This window comes from Devosia sp. Z11_6 (assembly GCF_058133665.1).
Genome location: NZ_JBYUNQ010000001.1, coordinates 822432 through 839398 on the forward strand (window position 1 = coordinate 822432; position 16967 = coordinate 839398).

Genomic DNA, 16967 nt, shown 5'->3' on the forward strand with positions numbered 1-16967 from the left:
ATTTGATGGCCAAGCATGTTGCCGTCCTTATGGGCGGATTGTCCAATGAGCGTCCCGTATCCCTGAGCTCCGGCAAGGGCTGTGCCGAAGCCCTTCGCCGCGTCGGCTACCAGGTGACCGAGGTCGATGTCGGCTATGACGTCGCCGAACAGCTGCGCGAGATTGCGCCAGACGTTGCCTTCAATGCTCTGCATGGCCGCTATGGCGAGGACGGCACCATCCAGGGTGTGCTGGAATTTCTGCGCATTCCCTATACCCATTCGGGCGTTTTGGCTTCGGCCTTGGCCATGGACAAGCACCAGACCAAGATCATGCTCAAGGCCGCCGGCGTGCCGGTGACCGACCATGTGGTGGCGAGCCGCGCCGAAGTGGGCCGCTCCCATGTCATGCCCGCGCCCTATGTAGTCAAGCCCGTCGCCGATGGTTCCAGCTTTGGCATCCTGATCGTCAAGGCTGACCAGTCCCATCCACCCCAGGAGATCCTGGGCGAAGACTGGAAGGGCGGCGAAGAGCTGATGGTGGAGCGCTATATCCCTGGGCGGGAGCTGACCTGTGCCGTGATGGGCGATGTAGCCCTTGGCGTCACCGAGATCGTCACCGATCTGGCCTTCTACAACTACGAGGCGAAATACTCCGCCGGCGGATCACATCATGTGCTGCCGGCGCAAATTTCACCGAAAATTTACGACAAAGTGCAGAAGATGAGCCTGCTTGCCCATGCGGCGTTGGGGTGTCGCGGGATTACCCGAAGCGACTTCCGCTTCAACGACGCGGCAGGCGAAGATGGTGAATTGGTCTGCCTTGAAATCAACACCCAGCCGGGAATGACCCCCACTTCGCTGGCGCCCGAACAAGCGGCTCACGCCGGGCATTCCTTCGAAGAACTGGTCACCTGGTTGGTGGAGGACGCGAGTTGCAACAGGTAAAAAGCGAGGCGTTTTTCGCCGGAGCGCGGGTGGTCAATCCGCGCCAGCTGCCTGTTCGCATGCGACCGCCCCGGCGCAAGCTGGCCAATATTGTGGGCCGCGCCTGGGTGCTGCACCGCCTCGCCCTCGTGCGGGCCGCCAGCGCTATGGCGCTGCTCGCCGTTGGGCTGGGTGTGTGGCAGGTCCGCGAGCCGATCGGGCTGGGGATGGCCACACTTGGCGAGCTGGCGCAAGGGCAGGCTGCCGCTGCCGGCTTTGCCATTGGCGAAATCTCGATCACGGGCCAAGCCCTGACGCGCGAGCAGGACGTCTTCGATGCCCTTGGCGTGCAGCCCTACACCTCGACCGTTGCGTTTGACGTCGAAGCGGCCCGCCTGCGCATTGCCGAGCTGCCTTCGGTAGAAGCCGTCAGCGTCCGCAAGGGCCTGCCCGGCGATATCGTCGTGACCATCACTGAAAAGGTGCCGGTGGCGCGTTGGCGCGTGGATGGCGTCACCTTTGTGGTGGATGCCCAGGGCGACCAGATCGGCGAAGATGCTGGTGCTTATGGCGATCTGCCCCTCGTCGTGGGCGATGGCGCGGCGGATGATGCCCTCGTGATGATCCGGGCGCTGCAGCAATATCCGGTGCTGCAGGAGGGTCTGGTGGCCCTGTCGCGCATCGCCGATCGCCGCTGGGACATGATCTACGAAACCGGCTTGCGCGTGCAATTGCCCGAGCTTGGCGTCGCCCAGGCGCTGCGCAAGCTCGATATGTATCAAACTGAATACCAGCTCCTCGACCGCGACGTCACCGTGATCGATTTGCGCGTGGATAGCCTCGTGGCAGTCCGGCCGGCCGAGATCGAAGAAGAAAAAGAAACCAAGAAACCATGATGACCGATGCCATGACTTCGCGGCTTCGTCCCCTTCAGCCCGGGCGCACCACGCTTGTGGCGGTGCTCGACATCGGCTCCACCAAGATTTGTTGCGTGATTGCGCGTTTGTCGCCCCGGCCGGAAGGCAAGTCGCTCAAGGGCCGCTCGCACAAGGCCGAGGTCATCGGCTTTGGTTATGGCCCATCCTCGGGGGTCAAGAGCGGGGTCGTCACCGATATAGAGAAGGCCGAGCAGGCTATTCGCTCGGTCGTGGGCATGGCCGAGCGCGCCGCCGGGCTGACCCTGGAGTCGGTGCTCGTCAATGTCACCGCAGGCCGACTCGGCTCGGAAACCTTTTCCGCGGCCGTCTCGCTTGATGGTCAGGAAGTCGAAAAGGCCGATCTGCAGCGCGTGCTGCGCGCCGTTAACGAGCGCAGCGTTCGCCCCGAGCGCTCCATCATCCATGCCTTGCCCATCGGCTATTCGCTCGATGGCCAAAAGGGCATCCAGGATCCCAAAGGCATGGTCGGCGACAAGCTCGGCGTCGATGTGGCGGTGGTGAGCTCGGAAACCCTTGCCATGCGCAATCTCGAATTGGTGCTGCATCGCTGCCATTTGCAGATCGAAGCGCTGGTCGCCACGCCCTATGCCTCGGGTCTGGCGACCCTGGTTGATGATGAAGCCCAGCTCGGTGTCGCCTGCCTGGATTTCGGCGGCGCGACCACGACCGTTTCGGTCTTCAACGAAGGCCATCTTTGCTATGCCGACGCTATCGCGATTGGCGGGCATCACCTGACTCTGGACATTGCGCGCCAGCTCTCGGTCAGCGTTGCCGATGCCGAGCGCCTGAAGACGCTTTATGGCTCGGTGCTGCCCGGCCAGGCCGATGAACGCGACATGATTCCCATCCAGCCGGTGGGCGCGACTCACGATGAGGCGCCGGGGCAGGTGGCTCGTTCCGTGCTGACCCGGATCATGCGGCCGCGAATCGAAGAAATCCTGACGGCCATCCGTGATCGCATGCAAGCCACGGGCATGATGGATATGTGCGGGCGGCGCTTCGTGATGACCGGTGGCGCCAGCGAAATGACGGGCCTGCCCGAAGTCGCGCGCCGCGTGCTCGCACGCAATGTGCGCAACGGCCGGCCGATGGGAATCGCGGGGCTGCCGGAGATGGCCAAGGGCGCAGCCTTCGCGACCGTTGCCGGCATGCTGATTTACCCGCAGGTGTGCTCGCATGAATATGCCGAGCCGCGCGGCGCCAGCAAGCTGACCGGCACCGATGGCTACCTGGCGCGGGTCGGGCACTGGCTGAAGGCCAGCTTTTAGCGTGGTTGGCCGGGCAGCCTCCGCTGCCCGGCGACTCACTTTATCCCCGGTGCCAAAAGCTCGGTTATTGTTGCCCCATCTTCATGCGCAACTGCGCGGTCGCGACGAACGGTCGGCATGGGGAGGCCGGATGGCATGGGGGTCGCTCCATGTCCTGTGGTTTAAAGGATGATCTGTGACCCGATTTGAGCCCCCGGGTTTGCTTTCGGCACGGGCTTAAGCCGAGGACGGTCCTTTCCATAGAGTCTCCGGGATAGCATGGGGCAAGGCTTGCTTCACCTATACCTTTCGCCGGACGACCGGCACCGAGGCGATCCTTGCCCCATGTCGCAGCCGCTGACCTCCGGTCGAGCGGAGATTTGGCACGTCTCAGCCGCCCTGGCGCCGTTTACCATCTCGTTTTCGTGAAGCTGAAAGCCGGCCTGAAACGCCGCACGTCCCCTGGTCTCCAGAGAGCGGGGAAGTGTTGCATTTTGCATGAGGGTTAACGGCAATGGGACAGTTGTTAGGTGCCCGTTAACGATTTGGGAGGTAAATCTTTACCAACCAAGCCACTATGGGGCCCCTAATGACCATCAACCTCACGATCCCAGATATTCAGGAACTTAAGCCCCGCATCACCGTATTCGGATGTGGTGGCGCCGGCGGCAACGCCGTTAACAACATGATCGAGTCTGGGCTCGATGGCGTCGACTTCGTCGTTGCCAACACCGACGCACAGGCTCTCGCCCTCAGCAAGGCACAGCGCATCATCCAGTTGGGTGTCGGCGTTACCGAAGGCTTGGGTGCTGGCTCGCACCCGGAAGTCGGTCGCGCCGCAGCCGAAGAAAGCTGGGACGAGATCAACGATCACCTCTCGGGCTCGCACATGGTGTTTATCACCGCGGGCATGGGCGGCGGTACCGGCACCGGTGCGGCACCGGTTGTGGCTCGGGCCGCTCGTGAGCAGGGCATCCTGACGGTTGGCGTGGTCACCAAGCCGTTCTCGTTCGAAGGGAATCGTCGCGCTCGTCTGGCTGAAGACGGCATCGATGAGCTGCACCGCCATGTCGACACCCTGATCGTTATCCCCAACCAGAACCTGTTCCGGGTTGCTAACGAAAAAACCACCTTCGCCGACGCCTTCGCGATGGCAGATCAGGTGCTGTTCTCCGGCGTGGCCTGCATCACCGATCTGATGGTCAAGGAAGGCCTCATCAACCTCGACTTCGCCGACGTTCGCGCCGTGATGCGCGGCATGGGCAAGGCGATGATGGGTACTGGCGAAGCATCGGGCGAAGACCGTGCGCGTCACGCTGCCGAAGCTGCCATTGCCAATCCGCTGCTGGACGATGTGTCCATGCAGGGTGCACGTGGCCTGCTGATCTCGATCACCGGCGGCCCTGACCTGACCCTTTACGAAGTGGACGAGGCTGCCAGCCGCATCCGCGAGGAAGTCGACTCGGATGCCAACATCATCCTGGGTGCAACCTATGATCCAGATCTGACCGGCACGATCCGCGTCTCCGTCGTGGCGACCGGCACCGATGCAACCATGGTGCAGGCGCTTGAGCCCGCAAAGCCGCATGCTTCGCGCACGCCGCTTTCGGTAAAGCGTCATGTTCCCGTCGAGCCGACCCGTATTGCCGCCGAGCGTAGCGCCCAGGGCGTTGTTCAGCAGCAGATCGAACATCAGGTGGAAGCCGCGGTAGCCGAGGCTATCTCCCATGAAGCGCCAGCCCCCGCCTATAGCGGCCATGACGATGATGGTGTGATGGTGGAGCCCTATATCCCTTCGGCCCAGGCCATCGACGAGATGGACGAGCCCGCAATGCCCGAAGAATCGCCGGTGCCGAGCGTTTATGTGCCTTCGCACGCCGCTCGCCCCGAAGGTCAGCGCCGGATGCCCCGCACTGAGGAGCTTCCAATTGTTGCGCGCCGGTCACAGGAGCCGCAGGAAAGGCAGGACGCCGAGCCCCGCAATGCCCGTGCCTTGTTCAAGCGTTTGGCCTCCAATGTGGGCCTGAGCCTGGGTCAAACCGCTGAAGGCGGACGCGACGAAGCGGTCTATTCCGGAGCCGATGATGCCGCTGCCCGCAGCGCGATTGAGGCAGGCGGCCCAAGGGCTTCGCGGGTTCCGGCTGCTGCTGAAGGTGCGCGCGGCGCTCTTGATCCGCATGGTCGCCAGCCCGCTCCTGCGCCCCAGAAAGAGCATCTTGAGATCCCCGCTTTCCTGCGCAAGCACGGTTAACGGTTCCTTGTAGCGAGCATCCAACATCACTCGGTGCGGCTTCCGCACCGAGTTTTTTTTGGCTAACAGTTTCCGCGTACCCCGCTGGGGTGGAGTGATCCCGAGTATGAATAAACTGTCCACGCGCCAGCGCACCCTGTCATCCACCCTGTCCTTTGCTGGATATGGTGTTCACGGGGCACAGCCCGTTACGCTTACCTTGGGCCCCGCGCCCGTAGATAGCGGGTTCCTGATTTGCCGCGAAATGAGCGACGGAAGGGTCACCAAGCCCGTACCGGTGCATTTCTCACGCATTACCCGCACCACGCTGTGCACCACGCTCGATCTGGGCGACAGCGTCAGCGTCGCCACCATCGAGCATGTGACCTCCGCCTTGTCGGGCATGGGCGTCGACAATGCCTTGATCACTCTGGACGGCCCGGAATGCCCCATTCTTGATGGCAGTGCATTCCCGTTCGCCCAGGCGATTCTGGAAGCAGGGCTCGAAATCCAGCCCGCCCAGCGCAAGTTCCTCAAGGTCATGCGCGCTGTTACCGTGCGCAACAACGACTCCTTTGCCGCGCTCGAGCCCTATAACGGCCGCGCCCTCGATCTCGAGATTGATTTCGACAGCAAGGTCATTGGCCGCCAGCGCATGATCTTCGACTGGACGCCGCGCCGGTACTACGACGACGTTTCGCGTGCCCGTACCTTCGGTTTCGTTCGCGACGCCAAGATCCTGCGCCAGGCCGGCTACGCCATGGGCTCGAGTCTCGACAATTCCATCACCGTCCATGAGGACAAGATCCTCAATCCCGGCGGCTTGCGCTACGAGGACGAATTCGTCCGTCACAAGCTGCTCGATGCCATCGGCGACCTGTCACTCGGTGGCTTGCCGATCTGGGGCCGGTTCCGCTCCTATAAGGGTGGCCACGCCTTGAACGCCCATGTTCTGGCTGGGCTATTTTCGAGTGAAGCCAACTATGAAATAGTGGGCGCCGAGGCATTGCCGCTCGAATTCGAGGCGTTTGACGATCAACCTGATGGGCTGGCTGTCAATCATTACCTGCGTTCGGTGCGTTAATTCTTCGTGGCCGGCACGGCCACAGTTTTGATCCATTTTCTATCTACGCCGCAGCAGCGGTACGTGTAAGGACGGGACAGTTCGTGACAGTTGTTGCTTTTGGTGGTCGCGCTAGCCGGACAGTCCGGTTGCTTTCGGTTGGCGTCATGGTCGTGGCGCTTACGGGCTGCTCGGGCATGAACCTGTTCGGGCCCCCTAAGGCCAAGGAAGAGCCGATCATCCCGGCGGAGTCGCTGTATCAGCAGGCTCTCGATAATATGGACGCGCAGCGCTACAACACGGCTGTGACCCAGCTTGAGCGCCTCGAGCGCCAGCACCCCAATTCGCCCCTGGCGGAAAAAGGCAAGCTGATGCAGGTCTATGCGCATTACCGCATCGGCAAGTTCGCCGAAGCGATCCTCGCCGCCGACCGCTTCCTTGCGCTTTATCCGAACGGCAAGGACGTTCCTTACGTGCTCTATCTCAAGGGCAACTCCTATTACGGGCAGATCAAGGACATCACTCGCGACCAGCAATTGTCGCGCGATGCCATCGACACCTATAATCTGCTGATCGCCAACTATCCCAAGTCGCCTTACGCCGAGGACGCTAAGGAAAAGCTGCTGGTTGGTTATGACCAACTCGCTGGCAAGGAAATGTCGGTTGGCCGCTATTATCTCGGCAACGGCCAGTACACGGCTGCCATCAATCGCTTCCGGGTGGTTGTGGAAGAACACCAGACCTCGACCCACATCGAGGAAGCGCTTTATCGCCTGACCGAGGCCTATCTCCTGCTCGGTCTCGTCAATGAGGCGAAAACCGCAGCGGCCGTGCTTGGACACAACTATCCCTCCAGCACCTGGTACCAGGAAGCCTTCAAGAAACTGGGCCAGCAGGGTCTGGCTCCTGCCATGGGAAGCGGCAGCTGGATGAGTTCGCTGCGCAAGTAACGAACTAAAGTGTTGCTTGTTTGTTCCGGGGCGCGCTAGTTTGCTGGCGTGCCCCGATTATTTGCCGGCCATGCCGCGCAGCGGTGCCGGTCTGGGTGGAGCTTGGGATTTCCGGGAATGCTGAACGCGCTTTCGGTTCGCAACATTGTCCTTATCGATCAGCTTGATCTGGCGCTGGGCGCCGGCATGACAGTCCTCACCGGTGAGACCGGCGCCGGCAAGTCGATCCTGCTTGATGCGCTGACGCTGGCTCTCGGCGGGCGGGGGGACGCTTCGCTGGTGCGCCGCGGCAGCGAGAACGGCCAGGTTGTCGCCGTGCTGCAACTTGCGGCCGATCACCCGGCGCGGGCGGCACTGCGCGACAACGCCATCCCGGACGATGAGGACGTGATCCTCCGGCGGGTGCAATATGCCGATGGCCGCACCCGAGCGTTTATCAATGATCAGCCGGTGTCGGCTGCGCTCCTGCAACGCGTTGGCTCGCAGATCGTGGAAATCCATGGCCAGCACGATGACCGCGCTCTGGTGGATGTCGCAACCCACCGCGCGGCGCTCGACGCCTTTGGGGAATTGGACACCCAGGCGGCTCTGGTCCGGGACGCCTGGCAGGAACTCGCCGATGCACAAGCTGCGGTCAAGGAGCAGAAAGCCTTGGTTGCGGCGGCGTTGGCGGAGGAGGACTTCGCCCGTCACACTGTCGAAGAGCTCTCCAAGCTCGCCCCGCAGGTCGGCGAGGAAGAAGAGTTGTCCGAGCGCCGGCAACATCTGCAGCAGCTTGAGCGTTCGGCCGCCGAGGTCGGGGAAATTGACGAGTTGATCAACGGACCCATGGCTCCGGCGCCGGCCCTTGCCGGGCTGATGCGCCGCTTGCTCCGCAAGATCGACGGTGGGGCAGACCTGTTCCAGCCCATTGTCGATGCGCTCGATAACTCGTTAGTTGCGCTTGATCGTACCGCCGATGCGCTTGAAGAGCTCAAGCGTGAGATGGCGTTTGACCCGGCCGAGCTGGAGGGTGCGGAAGAGCGCTTGTTTGCCCTGCGCGCTGCAGCACGAAAGCACCAGACCAGCTGCGATGACCTGCCAGCCGTGCTGGCGCGGTTCTCCGCTGACCTGGAGACCCTGCAAAGTGGGGAAAGCCGATTGGCCTCCCTTGAAGCCGCGGCGGCGCAGGCTGAAGCGCTCTACCGCAGCCATGCCAAGGCTCTCAGTGCCAGCCGGGCCGAGGCTGCCGGGGCACTGGGCGCGGCCGTGGGCGCCGAGTTGCCGGATTTGAAGCTGGGTTCGGCGCGTTTCATCGTTGATCACCAGATCGATGAAAGCCGGCTCATGGCGTCTGGCTACGACCAGATCGCCTTTCATGTGCAAACCAATCCGGGCACCATGCCCGGGCCGCTGCTCAAGGTTGCCTCAGGGGGCGAGCTCAGCCGCTTCCTTCTGGCGCTCAAAGTGGTGCTGGCCGATCGTGGTTCGGCGCCGGTGCTGATCTTTGACGAAATCGACACCGGCGTTGGCGGCGCGGTGGCAGACGCCATTGGGCGGCGCTTGGCGCGCCTGGCCAACAAGGTGCAGGTTCTGGCCGTGACCCACGCTCCCCAAGTTGCCGCCCGTGCTCAACGGCATCTCTTGATCGAGAAGCAGGCGGTTGAAGAGGGCGCCTTTGTCCGTACGCATGTCAAACCGCTGGATACTCCAGCGCGGCGCGAGGAAGTAGCGCGCATGCTGGCCGGCGCAAAGGTTACCGAGGAAGCCAGGGCCGCTGCCAGCAAGCTTCTGAGCGAAGTGCACTGACGGATCTGGAAGCGCGGAGCATTGGCAGCAGCGGATTTCCCGCTGCTGCAGGGCTACAATCTAAGCCGCTTCGCCGCCGCTCTTGTTCAGCCGTACAATCAGCACATCGCGGGCCGGCACGGTAATTGCCCCCGCACCATCCGCAGCGTTGTATGATGACCAGTAAGGCTTACCCAGGGAGGCGATTTGCTGGTCCACCATGACTTCCGCCTTTTGCGCCTCGCGCGTAGGATTGATCACCCAAAGCACAGCTCCTTCCGGTCCTTCATGCACGCGGGCATGCAGTTGGGGGTTTGAGAGGGTTAATAGCGGTTTTTTGCCGGTCCACGCGAGCACATCAGCAAAGTAAGCCAGGTTTTCCGCGCTGCTGGTGCGAAAATATGCAATGCCGGGATGGGTGCCGACCAGCAATGTCCGGCCCTTACCAAAGCTGTTCTCCACCACCGCGGTGCGACCGTCCGTGAAAGCGCCGCGCGCAGTGCCCGTCGTCGGAGCATAGGACTGCAGGAACCCGCCGCCGCCAACTGGCTTCCCACCGAAATCGAAACGGATGCGATCCCCGATATCAGGCATGAACTCGACCTCGCTTTCGCGCGCCCCGAACACCCGGTCGAGCCCGTTGTGGGGCTGCACCGTTCCAACCTTGCCGCGATCGCCGAAATAGCCCGGCGTTGCTTCCGAGATCAGGGTTCCGCCGGCTTCCACCCAAGCTGCCAAGGCCTGCGCATGCTCACCAGTCAGCATGATCGGGTAGGGGGCATAGATGGTGTCGTAATCGTCGATATGATCGATATGGACCCAGTCGGCTTGGATGCCATTGTCGAAAAAGCCGCGATAGGCACCCCACATTGCCTCACGATAAGTCTCGGGCTTGTGGTTGTGGTTGAGCAGGTAGTCCCATGCCTGCGCCTCCGGGATCACCAGCAGGGCGATATCGCCTTTGACCGGCTTGGCCGCAAACAGCGACTTCTGCTCGGGTGCATTGGCCCATTTGCCGATCTCGCTCGCCATGTCCGAGCGCGGGGTGCGCGATCCGTCCATGCCATAGGAGCCAAAGGCGCCAAACAGCGGACCGTCCAGCAGCGGCCGGTAGCGCAGGTTGAGCACGCCAGTTGCGCCGGCGGCAAAGGAGGTCATGGTGAGCGTGCGGATATCTTCGGGGTCCATCACCCGGCCATCTTCCTTGTCGCGGCCCAGCACTTGCGGCTGCAGCCACAGCGGGCCGCCAGGCCGTTCGGCATGCCACCAGGGTTTGCCGCGGGCAGCCGCTCGCGTAATGTCTGGCCCGAAGAAGTTCTGCCAGGGTGCAAAGCCGCGCCGGCTCGGCACCCAGGTCAGCCCGTAGAGCTCGACCTTGGAAGCGGCGAGCCAGTCATCGGAGCCATTGGCGGCCATGTTGGGGATCGCGCCACCCACGCCATGGGCGGCAATCAGGCAATCCGGATCGATCCCGCGGATGGTGTCGATCTTGAACTGCATCTGGTCGTAGTAGTTCTCGCGCTTGAAGGCGAGCCAGTCGAGATTCTCGGGGTAAGCTGCCACTTCGCGGGGCGGCTCGATGTCGTCCCATTCGGCATAGGAATAGCGATACCAGGCATTGGCGAGCCTATCGAGATCGCCATACTTGGCCTGCAGCCAGAGCCGGAAATCGGCCTTCATGAACTCGGAATAGTCGACGTCGGCGGCGTAGTTGACCTCGTTCCACACGTCATAGCCGAGCAGGCCGGGATGGCCCTTGTAGCGGGTCGCGAGGGTAGACAGGAAGTTGCCCACCGCTTCCTTGACCTCAGGCGCATTCATGCTCAGCGAGCCCGCGCCACCGCCATTATTAGCAAAGCCGCCGGTTGCCGCGCTCACCCCCATAGTGGAGGTCAACGGCCGCCCGTCAGCCCGCAGCTGCCGGGCATGGGCAAATTTGCGGTAAGCCCAGTCTGGCACGGTGTGCGTCAACTCGGCGATGATGGTCTTGATCCCGTTCTTGGCGGCAAGGTCCATCTGCCGGTCATAATCGTCCCAGTCATAAAAGCCGGGGCGCCGCTCGATGGCCGACCACATGAACCAGTGCCGGAACACATTCATGCCGTCCTCGGCAGCAACGGCATAATCGCGCTCCCAATCCTCGCGCGGTGGATTGGATTTGCGGAAATACACGGCTCCAAATGGCGTCTGCGGCAGCTTGTCGAGTGGCATGGCTTGGTTCCTGGGCATGAAGGTTCGTTCAGCGGCACGTCGGCGCCGCTGCTGGCAAGCTTGTGCTGGTGCGTGGGGCTAGCTGCTGCCGCCCGCCAGCGCCTCAAGGGTGCGGATCAGGGCGGAATGGTCTTTGTCGCCGTCACCTCTGGCGACAGCGGCATTCATCAGCTGCTGGGTTGCCGCGGCGTTGGGCAGGGCAAGGTCAAGCGCGCGCGCCGCATCTACCGCCAGCGCCAGATCCTTGCGGTGCAGCCGAATACGGAATCCGGGATCGAAGGTCTGCTTGATCATGCGTTCGCCATGCAGCTCAAGCACGCGGGACGCGGCAAAGCCGCCCATCAGCGCCTCGCGCACCTTGGCGGGATCTGCGCCGGCTTTCTGGGCAAACAGCAAGGCCTCGGCGACTGCCTGGATGTTGAGCCCGACAATGATCTGGTTGGCGACCTTGGCGGTCTGCCCATCACCGACACCACCGACGAGCGTGATGTTTTTGCCCATGGTCTGGAACAGCGGCAGGGTGCGCTGGAACACCGCCTCCTTGCCACCCACCATGATGGTGAGAGCGGCGTTCTTGGCGCCCACTTCGCCGCCCGAAACCGGTGCATCCAGATAATCAGCGCCGAGCGCCTCAATGCGGCTGGCGAAGTCCTTGGTGGCAATGGGCGAGATGGAGCTCATGTCGATCACGAGCTTGCCGGGGGCAAGGCCGGCGGCCACGCCCTCAGGTCCAAACAGCACCGCTTCGACATCGGGCGTGTCGGGTAGCATCAGGATGACGATGTCGGAGGCCTCAGCCACGGCCTGCGCGCTCGACAGCGCCTTGCCGCCTTGCTCGACCAAGGCTTGGGACGCTTCCTTGACCCGGTGCAAGGCGACCTGGTGCCCGGCAGCGATCAGATGGCCGGCCATGGGGCGCCCCATGACGCCGAGGCCGATGAAACCGATATTCATGTTGCGCTCCTTAGAGATAGGGTTTCATCCAGCCGAGCCCGGCGCTGGTGCCGGCCTTGGGCTTGTACTCGCAGCCTACCCAGCCGGTGTAGCCGAGCCGATCGAGTTCGCTGAGGACGAAGGGATAGTTGATCTCGCCCGTGCCCGGCTCGTTGCGGCCGGGATTATCGGCGATCTGGACATGGGCGATGCGCTCGCGCAGCCGGGCATAGGTGGGCACGAGGTCTCCCTGCATCACCTGGGTATGGTAGACGTCGAATTGGATGAAGAGGTTGTCGGACCCCACCGCATCAAGGATGCGCTCGGCATGGTGGGTCGTCGAAACGTGGAACCCCGGAATGTCACGCAGATTGATCGGCTCGAGCAGCAGCTTGATGCCGGCATCGGCCAGACGCGGTGCCGCATAGCGCAGATTGTCGATCAGAATTGCATCGCGCTCTTCCACGCTGCTGCCCGCAGGGGCGATGCCGGCAAGGCAGTTCACCTTGGTGCAAGCCAGGGCCTGCGCATAGGCAACGGCGGTCGTTACGCCGCTCCGGAACTCCTCGACGCGGTTGGGCAGACAGCCAATGCCGCGCTCGCCAGCGTCCCAGTCACCGGGGGGCAGGTTGAACAGCGCCTGCTCAAGACCATTGTCCTTCAGGCGCTCCGCGACCTCATCGGCGCCAAAGGCGTACGGGGCAACATATTCGACGGCCCTGAACCCATCGGCTGCCGCCGCGGCAAAGCGGTCAAGGAATGGCTGGTCGGCATAGAGGAAGGCGAGATTGGCGGAGAATTTGGGCAAGGCGGTTTTCCTTCAGGCCACATAGCGGGTGCGGTGCAGCATCCGTTTGTTGCGGGGATCGGGGTTGGGAACAGCCGAAATCAGGCTCTGGGTGTAGGGGTGTTGCGGCTGGGTGCAGATCTGCTCGGCGGTGCCGACCTCCACCAGCTTGCCCAGGCGCATCACCGCAACCCGGTCGCAGAAATAGCGGACCACGGAGATGTCGTGGGAGATGAAGATGAAGCTCAGGCCCAGCTTTTGCTGGATGTCGAGCAGCAGATCGAGGATCTGGGCGCGGATCGACACGTCGAGCGCTGCCGTGGCCTCGTCGGCGATAATGATCTTGGGATCGAGCGCCAGGGCGCGGGCGATGCCGATGCGCTGGCGCTGGCCACCGGAGAACGCATGCGGATAGCGCTCCATCGCCATGGGGTCGAGCCCTACCAGCGTCAGCAATTCGGCGACACGCGCTTCGATTGCCGCCCCGCGCATCTTGCCCGAGACATAAAGCGGATCGCCGATGATCTCCTTGACGGTCATGCGCGGGTTCAGAGACGCGAATGGGTCCTGGAACACCAGCCGCACATCGCGATGAAACGCCTTGAGACCCTGCTTGCTTAGAGCGGTGACATCCATGGGCGCGCCGGCACCATGATAGGTGACCGTGCCGGCGCTGGGCTCGACGGTGCGCAGGATCAGGCGGCCAAGCGTGGTCTTGCCCGAGCCGCTCTCGCCCACAATGCCGAGGTTCTCGCCGGGATAAAGATCGAGGCTCACATCATCGACGGCTTTGAGCGCATGGCTGTTGCCACCGAACCACGCGCTCGAGGCACCATAAACCTTGGACAGGTTGCGCACGCTAAGGACCAGCTGGCGCGCCTGCGTGCTGGTCTCGGCACGCGCGGCGGTGCGCTGGTTCTGCTCGAGCTTCACCGTCGAGTTGAGCAGGCGCACCGTGTAGGGATGACGGGCATCATGGAAAATGTCCTCAGCGCTGCCCGCCTCGACAATACGGCCATAGCGCATCACCGCAACGGCGTCGGCAACCTCGGCGACCACGCCCATGTCATGGGTGATCAGCAACATCGCCATGCCACGGCTCACCTGGAGGCGCTTGATGAGATCGAGGATCTCCGCCTGGGTTGTGACATCGAGCGCGGTGGTGGGCTCGTCGGCGATCAGGATGTCGGGATCAGCCGCCAGCGCCATGGCGATCATGGCGCGCTGGCGCATGCCGCCGGAGAATTCGAAGGTATAGCGGTCGACCATCTTGTCGGGATTGGGGATCTCGACCTGCCGCAAGAGCTCGATGGTTTCGGCACGCGCCTGCTTCTTGTCCATGCGCCGATGCAGACGCAGGGCTTCGATGATCTGGCTGCCGATCGTGTGCACTGGCGAGAGCGAGCTCATCGGCTCCTGAAAGATAAGCCCAATGCGTCCGCCGCGGATTTGCAGCAGCTTGGGATCGCGGTCCGAGAGCGCTGCGATGTCGATCTCTTCGCCCTGGTTGCCGAGGAGGATGCGGCCGCCGGTAATGGCCCCGTTGCGATCAAGGATACGAAGCAGGGCACGGGCGGTCACCGATTTGCCCGAGCCGCTTTCACCGACAAGGCACAGGGTCTCGCCGCGCCGCAGCACAAAGCTGACATCCCGCACCGCATGCAGGATCTCGGTGCGGAGCCGGAAATCGAGGCTGAGATGCTCGACACTGAGGACAATCGGCGCCTCATCGCCTGCTGGCTGCGTGCCGGTAGAGAGGGGATGGACAGTCATGGCTCAGCTTTCATAGGGGTCGGCCGCGTCGCGCAGACCATCGCCAAGGAAGTTGTAGGCCAGCACGGTCAGAACCACAGCGCCTGCCGGCCAGATCAGCAGCCAGGGCGCGCCCGCAATGGTGCGCACATTCTGCGCGTCCTGCAGCAGCACCCCCCAGGACACGACCGGTGCCTTGAGCCCAATGCCGAGAAAGCTCAGCGCCGTTTCAGCAACGATCATCGTGGGCAGGGCGAGGGTCACGACCGCGAGGATGTGGCTCGTCAGCGAGGGCATGATGTGCCGGAAGATCAGCCGGCGTTCGCTTGAGCCATCCAGACGGGCGGCGGTAACGAAATCCTCGCCGCGCAGGGCAAAGAAGCGGCCCCGCACTTCCCGCGCCAGTCCGGTCCAGCCGAACAGCGAGACGATAAGGGTGATGAGGAAATACACCGTCAGGGGTGACCAGCTCAGCGGAATGGCCGCGGCAAGGCCCAGCCAAAGCGGGATAGTCGGCATTGAGGAAATCACCTCGATGATGCGCTGGATCACCAGATCAACCACGCCGCCGTAGAACCCAGAGATCGCACCGAGCGTCACGCCGAGACAGAGGCTAATGGCGACGCCGATCAGGCCGATGGACATGGACACCCTTGTGCCGTGGATCAACCGGCTCAGCAGGTCGCGGCCGAGCTTATCGGTGCCCAGCAGATACATGGTATCGGTCGACTTGAGGGGCCCGAGCAGATGTACGTCGGAAGGGAACAGGCCCCAGAGCTTATAGGGCGCGCCCTTGACCAAGAGACCGATGGGCACGACGGCGTTCTCATCGATCACGTAGCTACGGCGCAGCGATGCCTGATCCACACTCATAGTGTAGCCAGTGACGTGCAGTTGGAAGTGTTGGCTACCATCCTGCTCGGTCACGAAAAGCCTTAGTTCCTGGGGCGGCGCATTGGTGAATTGCGGGCGGGCCGCGTCGGGCAGGGTGGGTGCCAGGAACTCGGCAAAGATGCCGATAAGATAGAGCATGAGGATGATCACGCCGGCGACGAGCGCGACCTTGTTGCGCGAGAACTTGGCCCACATCAGCCGCCATGGACCCGCGACCGCAGTTTCGATCGGCTTGCCGACCTGCAGGGAAGAGACGGCAGGGCCGGTTTCGGGCGTTCCCTCGATGAAAGTGTGCGCAAGCATCAGTTGAACCTGATCCGTGGGTCAAGAAGGGCGAGCAGAATGTCGGAGATCAGCATGCCAAAGAGCGTCAGCACGCCCATCAGCAGGATAAAGCTGCCGGCCAGATACATGTCCTGGCTGATCAGGGCCCGCAGCAGCAGCGGGCCGGCCGTGGGCAGGTTGAGGACAATGGCGGTGATGGTGACGCCAGAAACAAGCTCGGGCAGGACCCAGCCGATCGCCGAAACGAAGGGGTTCAGCGCGATCCGGACCGGATACTTCAACACGGCCTTGTATTCGGGCAGGCCCTTGGCCTTAGCCGTCACCACATAGGGCTTGTTCAACTCGTCGGTGAGATTGGCACGCAGGATGCGGATCAGTGCTGCCGTGCCGCTGGTGCCGATGACGATGATCGGGATCCAGAGGTGAGCCAGGAGATCGACGAACTTGCCCCAGCTCCAGGGCGCCTCGACATATTCAGGCGAGAACAGGCCGCCCACGCTCTGGCCCAGAACCTTGTAGCTGAAATACATCAGCGCCAGCGCCATGATGAAGTTGGGCACGGCGAGGCCGATAAAGCCGAGGAACGTGAACGCGTAATCGCCGAACGAGTGGCGTCGCATGGCCGAATAAATGCCGATCGGCAGGGACACAGCCCAGACAAAGAGCAGGGCGGCAATCGAGATGGCGAGCGTCGAGCCCATCCGCTCCCAGATCAGGTCGGCGACTGGGCGGTTCCATTCAAAGGAATAGCCAAAATCGCCGCGGAAGATGATGCCGCTGATCCACTTCCAATACTGCAGCCAGATCGGGTCATCAAAACCATAGGCGCGGCGCATGGCTTCGAGCTGCGCGGGATCGACGTTCTGGCCGCTCTCGGCCATGGTCGCCAGCATGGAGGTGAGATAATCCCCCGGCGGTAGCTGGATAATCATGAAGGCGATGAGCGACATGCCGAACAATGTCGGGATCATGTAGATCAGCCGCTTGATCACATAGTTCAACATG

13 protein-coding genes are annotated in these 16967 nt (G+C 62.7%); 7 read left to right on the forward strand and 6 right to left on the reverse strand.

What is annotated here, in order from left to right; translation table 11 throughout:
• The first annotated feature begins 2 nt into the window (after positions 1–2).
• The 7 genes from AC3YMN_RS03905 to recN all read left to right on the forward strand — a co-directional run bounded on the left by AC3YMN_RS03905 (position 3) and on the right by recN (position 9121).
• Complete coding sequence (locus tag AC3YMN_RS03905; RefSeq protein WP_489888992.1) at positions 3–926, forward strand: D-alanine--D-alanine ligase; 924 nt, start codon at positions 3–5, stop codon at positions 924–926.
• The gene (locus tag AC3YMN_RS03910) at positions 914–1801 is read left to right on the forward strand and encodes a cell division protein FtsQ/DivIB (RefSeq protein ID WP_489888993.1); all 888 of its coding nucleotides are present in this window, start codon (positions 914–916) and stop codon (positions 1799–1801) included. The genes AC3YMN_RS03905 and AC3YMN_RS03910 overlap by 13 nt, the downstream gene beginning before the upstream one ends.
• Positions 1798–3111 carry a cell division protein FtsA gene (ftsA, locus tag AC3YMN_RS03915; RefSeq protein WP_127753563.1) on the forward strand — a complete coding sequence of 438 codons (1314 nt, stop codon included), beginning with the start codon at positions 1798–1800 and terminating at the stop codon, positions 3109–3111. The genes AC3YMN_RS03910 and ftsA overlap by 4 nt, the downstream gene beginning before the upstream one ends.
• 568 nt (positions 3112–3679) lie before the next feature.
• Entirely contained in the window at positions 3680–5341 is a 1662-nt protein-coding gene (gene ftsZ / locus AC3YMN_RS03920) for a cell division protein FtsZ (RefSeq protein ID WP_127753562.1), read from the forward strand.
• A 106-nt stretch (positions 5342–5447) separates the two neighbouring features.
• Positions 5448–6404, forward strand: a complete 957-nt coding sequence (gene lpxC / locus AC3YMN_RS03925) for a UDP-3-O-acyl-N-acetylglucosamine deacetylase (RefSeq protein WP_127753561.1) — start codon at positions 5448–5450, stop codon at positions 6402–6404.
• A gap of 83 nt (positions 6405–6487) precedes the next feature.
• Entirely contained in the window at positions 6488–7333 is an 846-nt protein-coding gene (locus AC3YMN_RS03930) for an outer membrane protein assembly factor BamD (protein ID WP_127753560.1), read from the forward strand.
• 117 nt (positions 7334–7450) lie between these two features.
• Positions 7451–9121, forward strand: a complete 1671-nt coding sequence (recN, locus tag AC3YMN_RS03935) for a DNA repair protein RecN (protein WP_489888994.1) — start codon at positions 7451–7453, stop codon at positions 9119–9121.
• Between the two features lie 60 nt (positions 9122–9181).
• Here recN and AC3YMN_RS03940 read toward each other — a convergent pair whose 3' ends face one another.
• The 6 genes from AC3YMN_RS03940 to AC3YMN_RS03965 form a co-directional block, all read right to left on the reverse strand.
• Entirely contained in the window at positions 9182–11311 is a 2130-nt protein-coding gene (locus tag AC3YMN_RS03940) for a beta-galactosidase (RefSeq protein WP_489888995.1), read from the reverse strand.
• 78 nt (positions 11312–11389) lie between these two features.
• Complete coding sequence (locus AC3YMN_RS03945) at positions 11390–12265, reverse strand: 2-hydroxy-3-oxopropionate reductase (protein ID WP_489888996.1); 876 nt, start codon at positions 12263–12265, stop codon at positions 11390–11392.
• A gap of 10 nt (positions 12266–12275) precedes the next feature.
• Entirely contained in the window at positions 12276–13052 is a 777-nt protein-coding gene (gene otnI / locus AC3YMN_RS03950; RefSeq protein WP_489888997.1) for a 2-oxo-tetronate isomerase, read from the reverse strand.
• Between the two features lie 12 nt (positions 13053–13064).
• Complete coding sequence (locus AC3YMN_RS03955; RefSeq protein WP_489888998.1) at positions 13065–14804, reverse strand: ABC transporter ATP-binding protein; 1740 nt, start codon at positions 14802–14804, stop codon at positions 13065–13067.
• A 3-nt stretch (positions 14805–14807) separates the two neighbouring features.
• Entirely contained in the window at positions 14808–15980 is a 1173-nt protein-coding gene (locus tag AC3YMN_RS03960) for an ABC transporter permease (RefSeq protein WP_127753554.1), read from the reverse strand.
• The gene (locus AC3YMN_RS03965; protein ID WP_127753553.1) at positions 15980–16966 is read right to left on the reverse strand and encodes an ABC transporter permease; all 987 of its coding nucleotides are present in this window, start codon (positions 16964–16966) and stop codon (positions 15980–15982) included. Before AC3YMN_RS03965 ends, AC3YMN_RS03960 begins: the two co-directional genes overlap by 1 nt.
• Position 16967 lies beyond the last annotated feature (1 nt).

What these genes read in the sequence shown, in the direction of transcription:
- ftsA (WP_127753563.1), top strand. Translation starts at nt 1,798, where the DNA reads ATGATGACCGATGCCATGACTTCGCGGCTTCGTCCCCTTCAGCCCGGG.
- ftsZ (WP_127753562.1), top strand. Translation starts at nt 3,680, where the DNA reads ATGACCATCAACCTCACGATCCCAGATATTCAGGAACTTAAGCCCCGC.
- lpxC (WP_127753561.1), top strand. Translation starts at nt 5,448, where the DNA reads ATGAATAAACTGTCCACGCGCCAGCGCACCCTGTCATCCACCCTGTCC.
- recN (WP_489888994.1), top strand. Translation starts at nt 7,451, where the DNA reads ATGCTGAACGCGCTTTCGGTTCGCAACATTGTCCTTATCGATCAGCTT.
- AC3YMN_RS03940 (WP_489888995.1), bottom strand. Translation starts at nt 11,311, where the DNA reads ATGCCACTCGACAAGCTGCCGCAGACGCCATTTGGAGCCGTGTATTTC.
- AC3YMN_RS03945 (WP_489888996.1), bottom strand. Translation starts at nt 12,265, where the DNA reads ATGAATATCGGTTTCATCGGCCTCGGCGTCATGGGGCGCCCCATGGCC.
- AC3YMN_RS03955 (WP_489888998.1), bottom strand. Translation starts at nt 14,804, where the DNA reads ATGACTGTCCATCCCCTCTCTACCGGCACGCAGCCAGCAGGCGATGAG.
- AC3YMN_RS03960 (WP_127753554.1), bottom strand. Translation starts at nt 15,980, where the DNA reads ATGCTTGCGCACACTTTCATCGAGGGAACGCCCGAAACCGGCCCTGCC.
- AC3YMN_RS03965 (WP_127753553.1), bottom strand. Translation starts at nt 16,966, where the DNA reads ATGTTGAACTATGTGATCAAGCGGCTGATCTACATGATCCCGACATTG.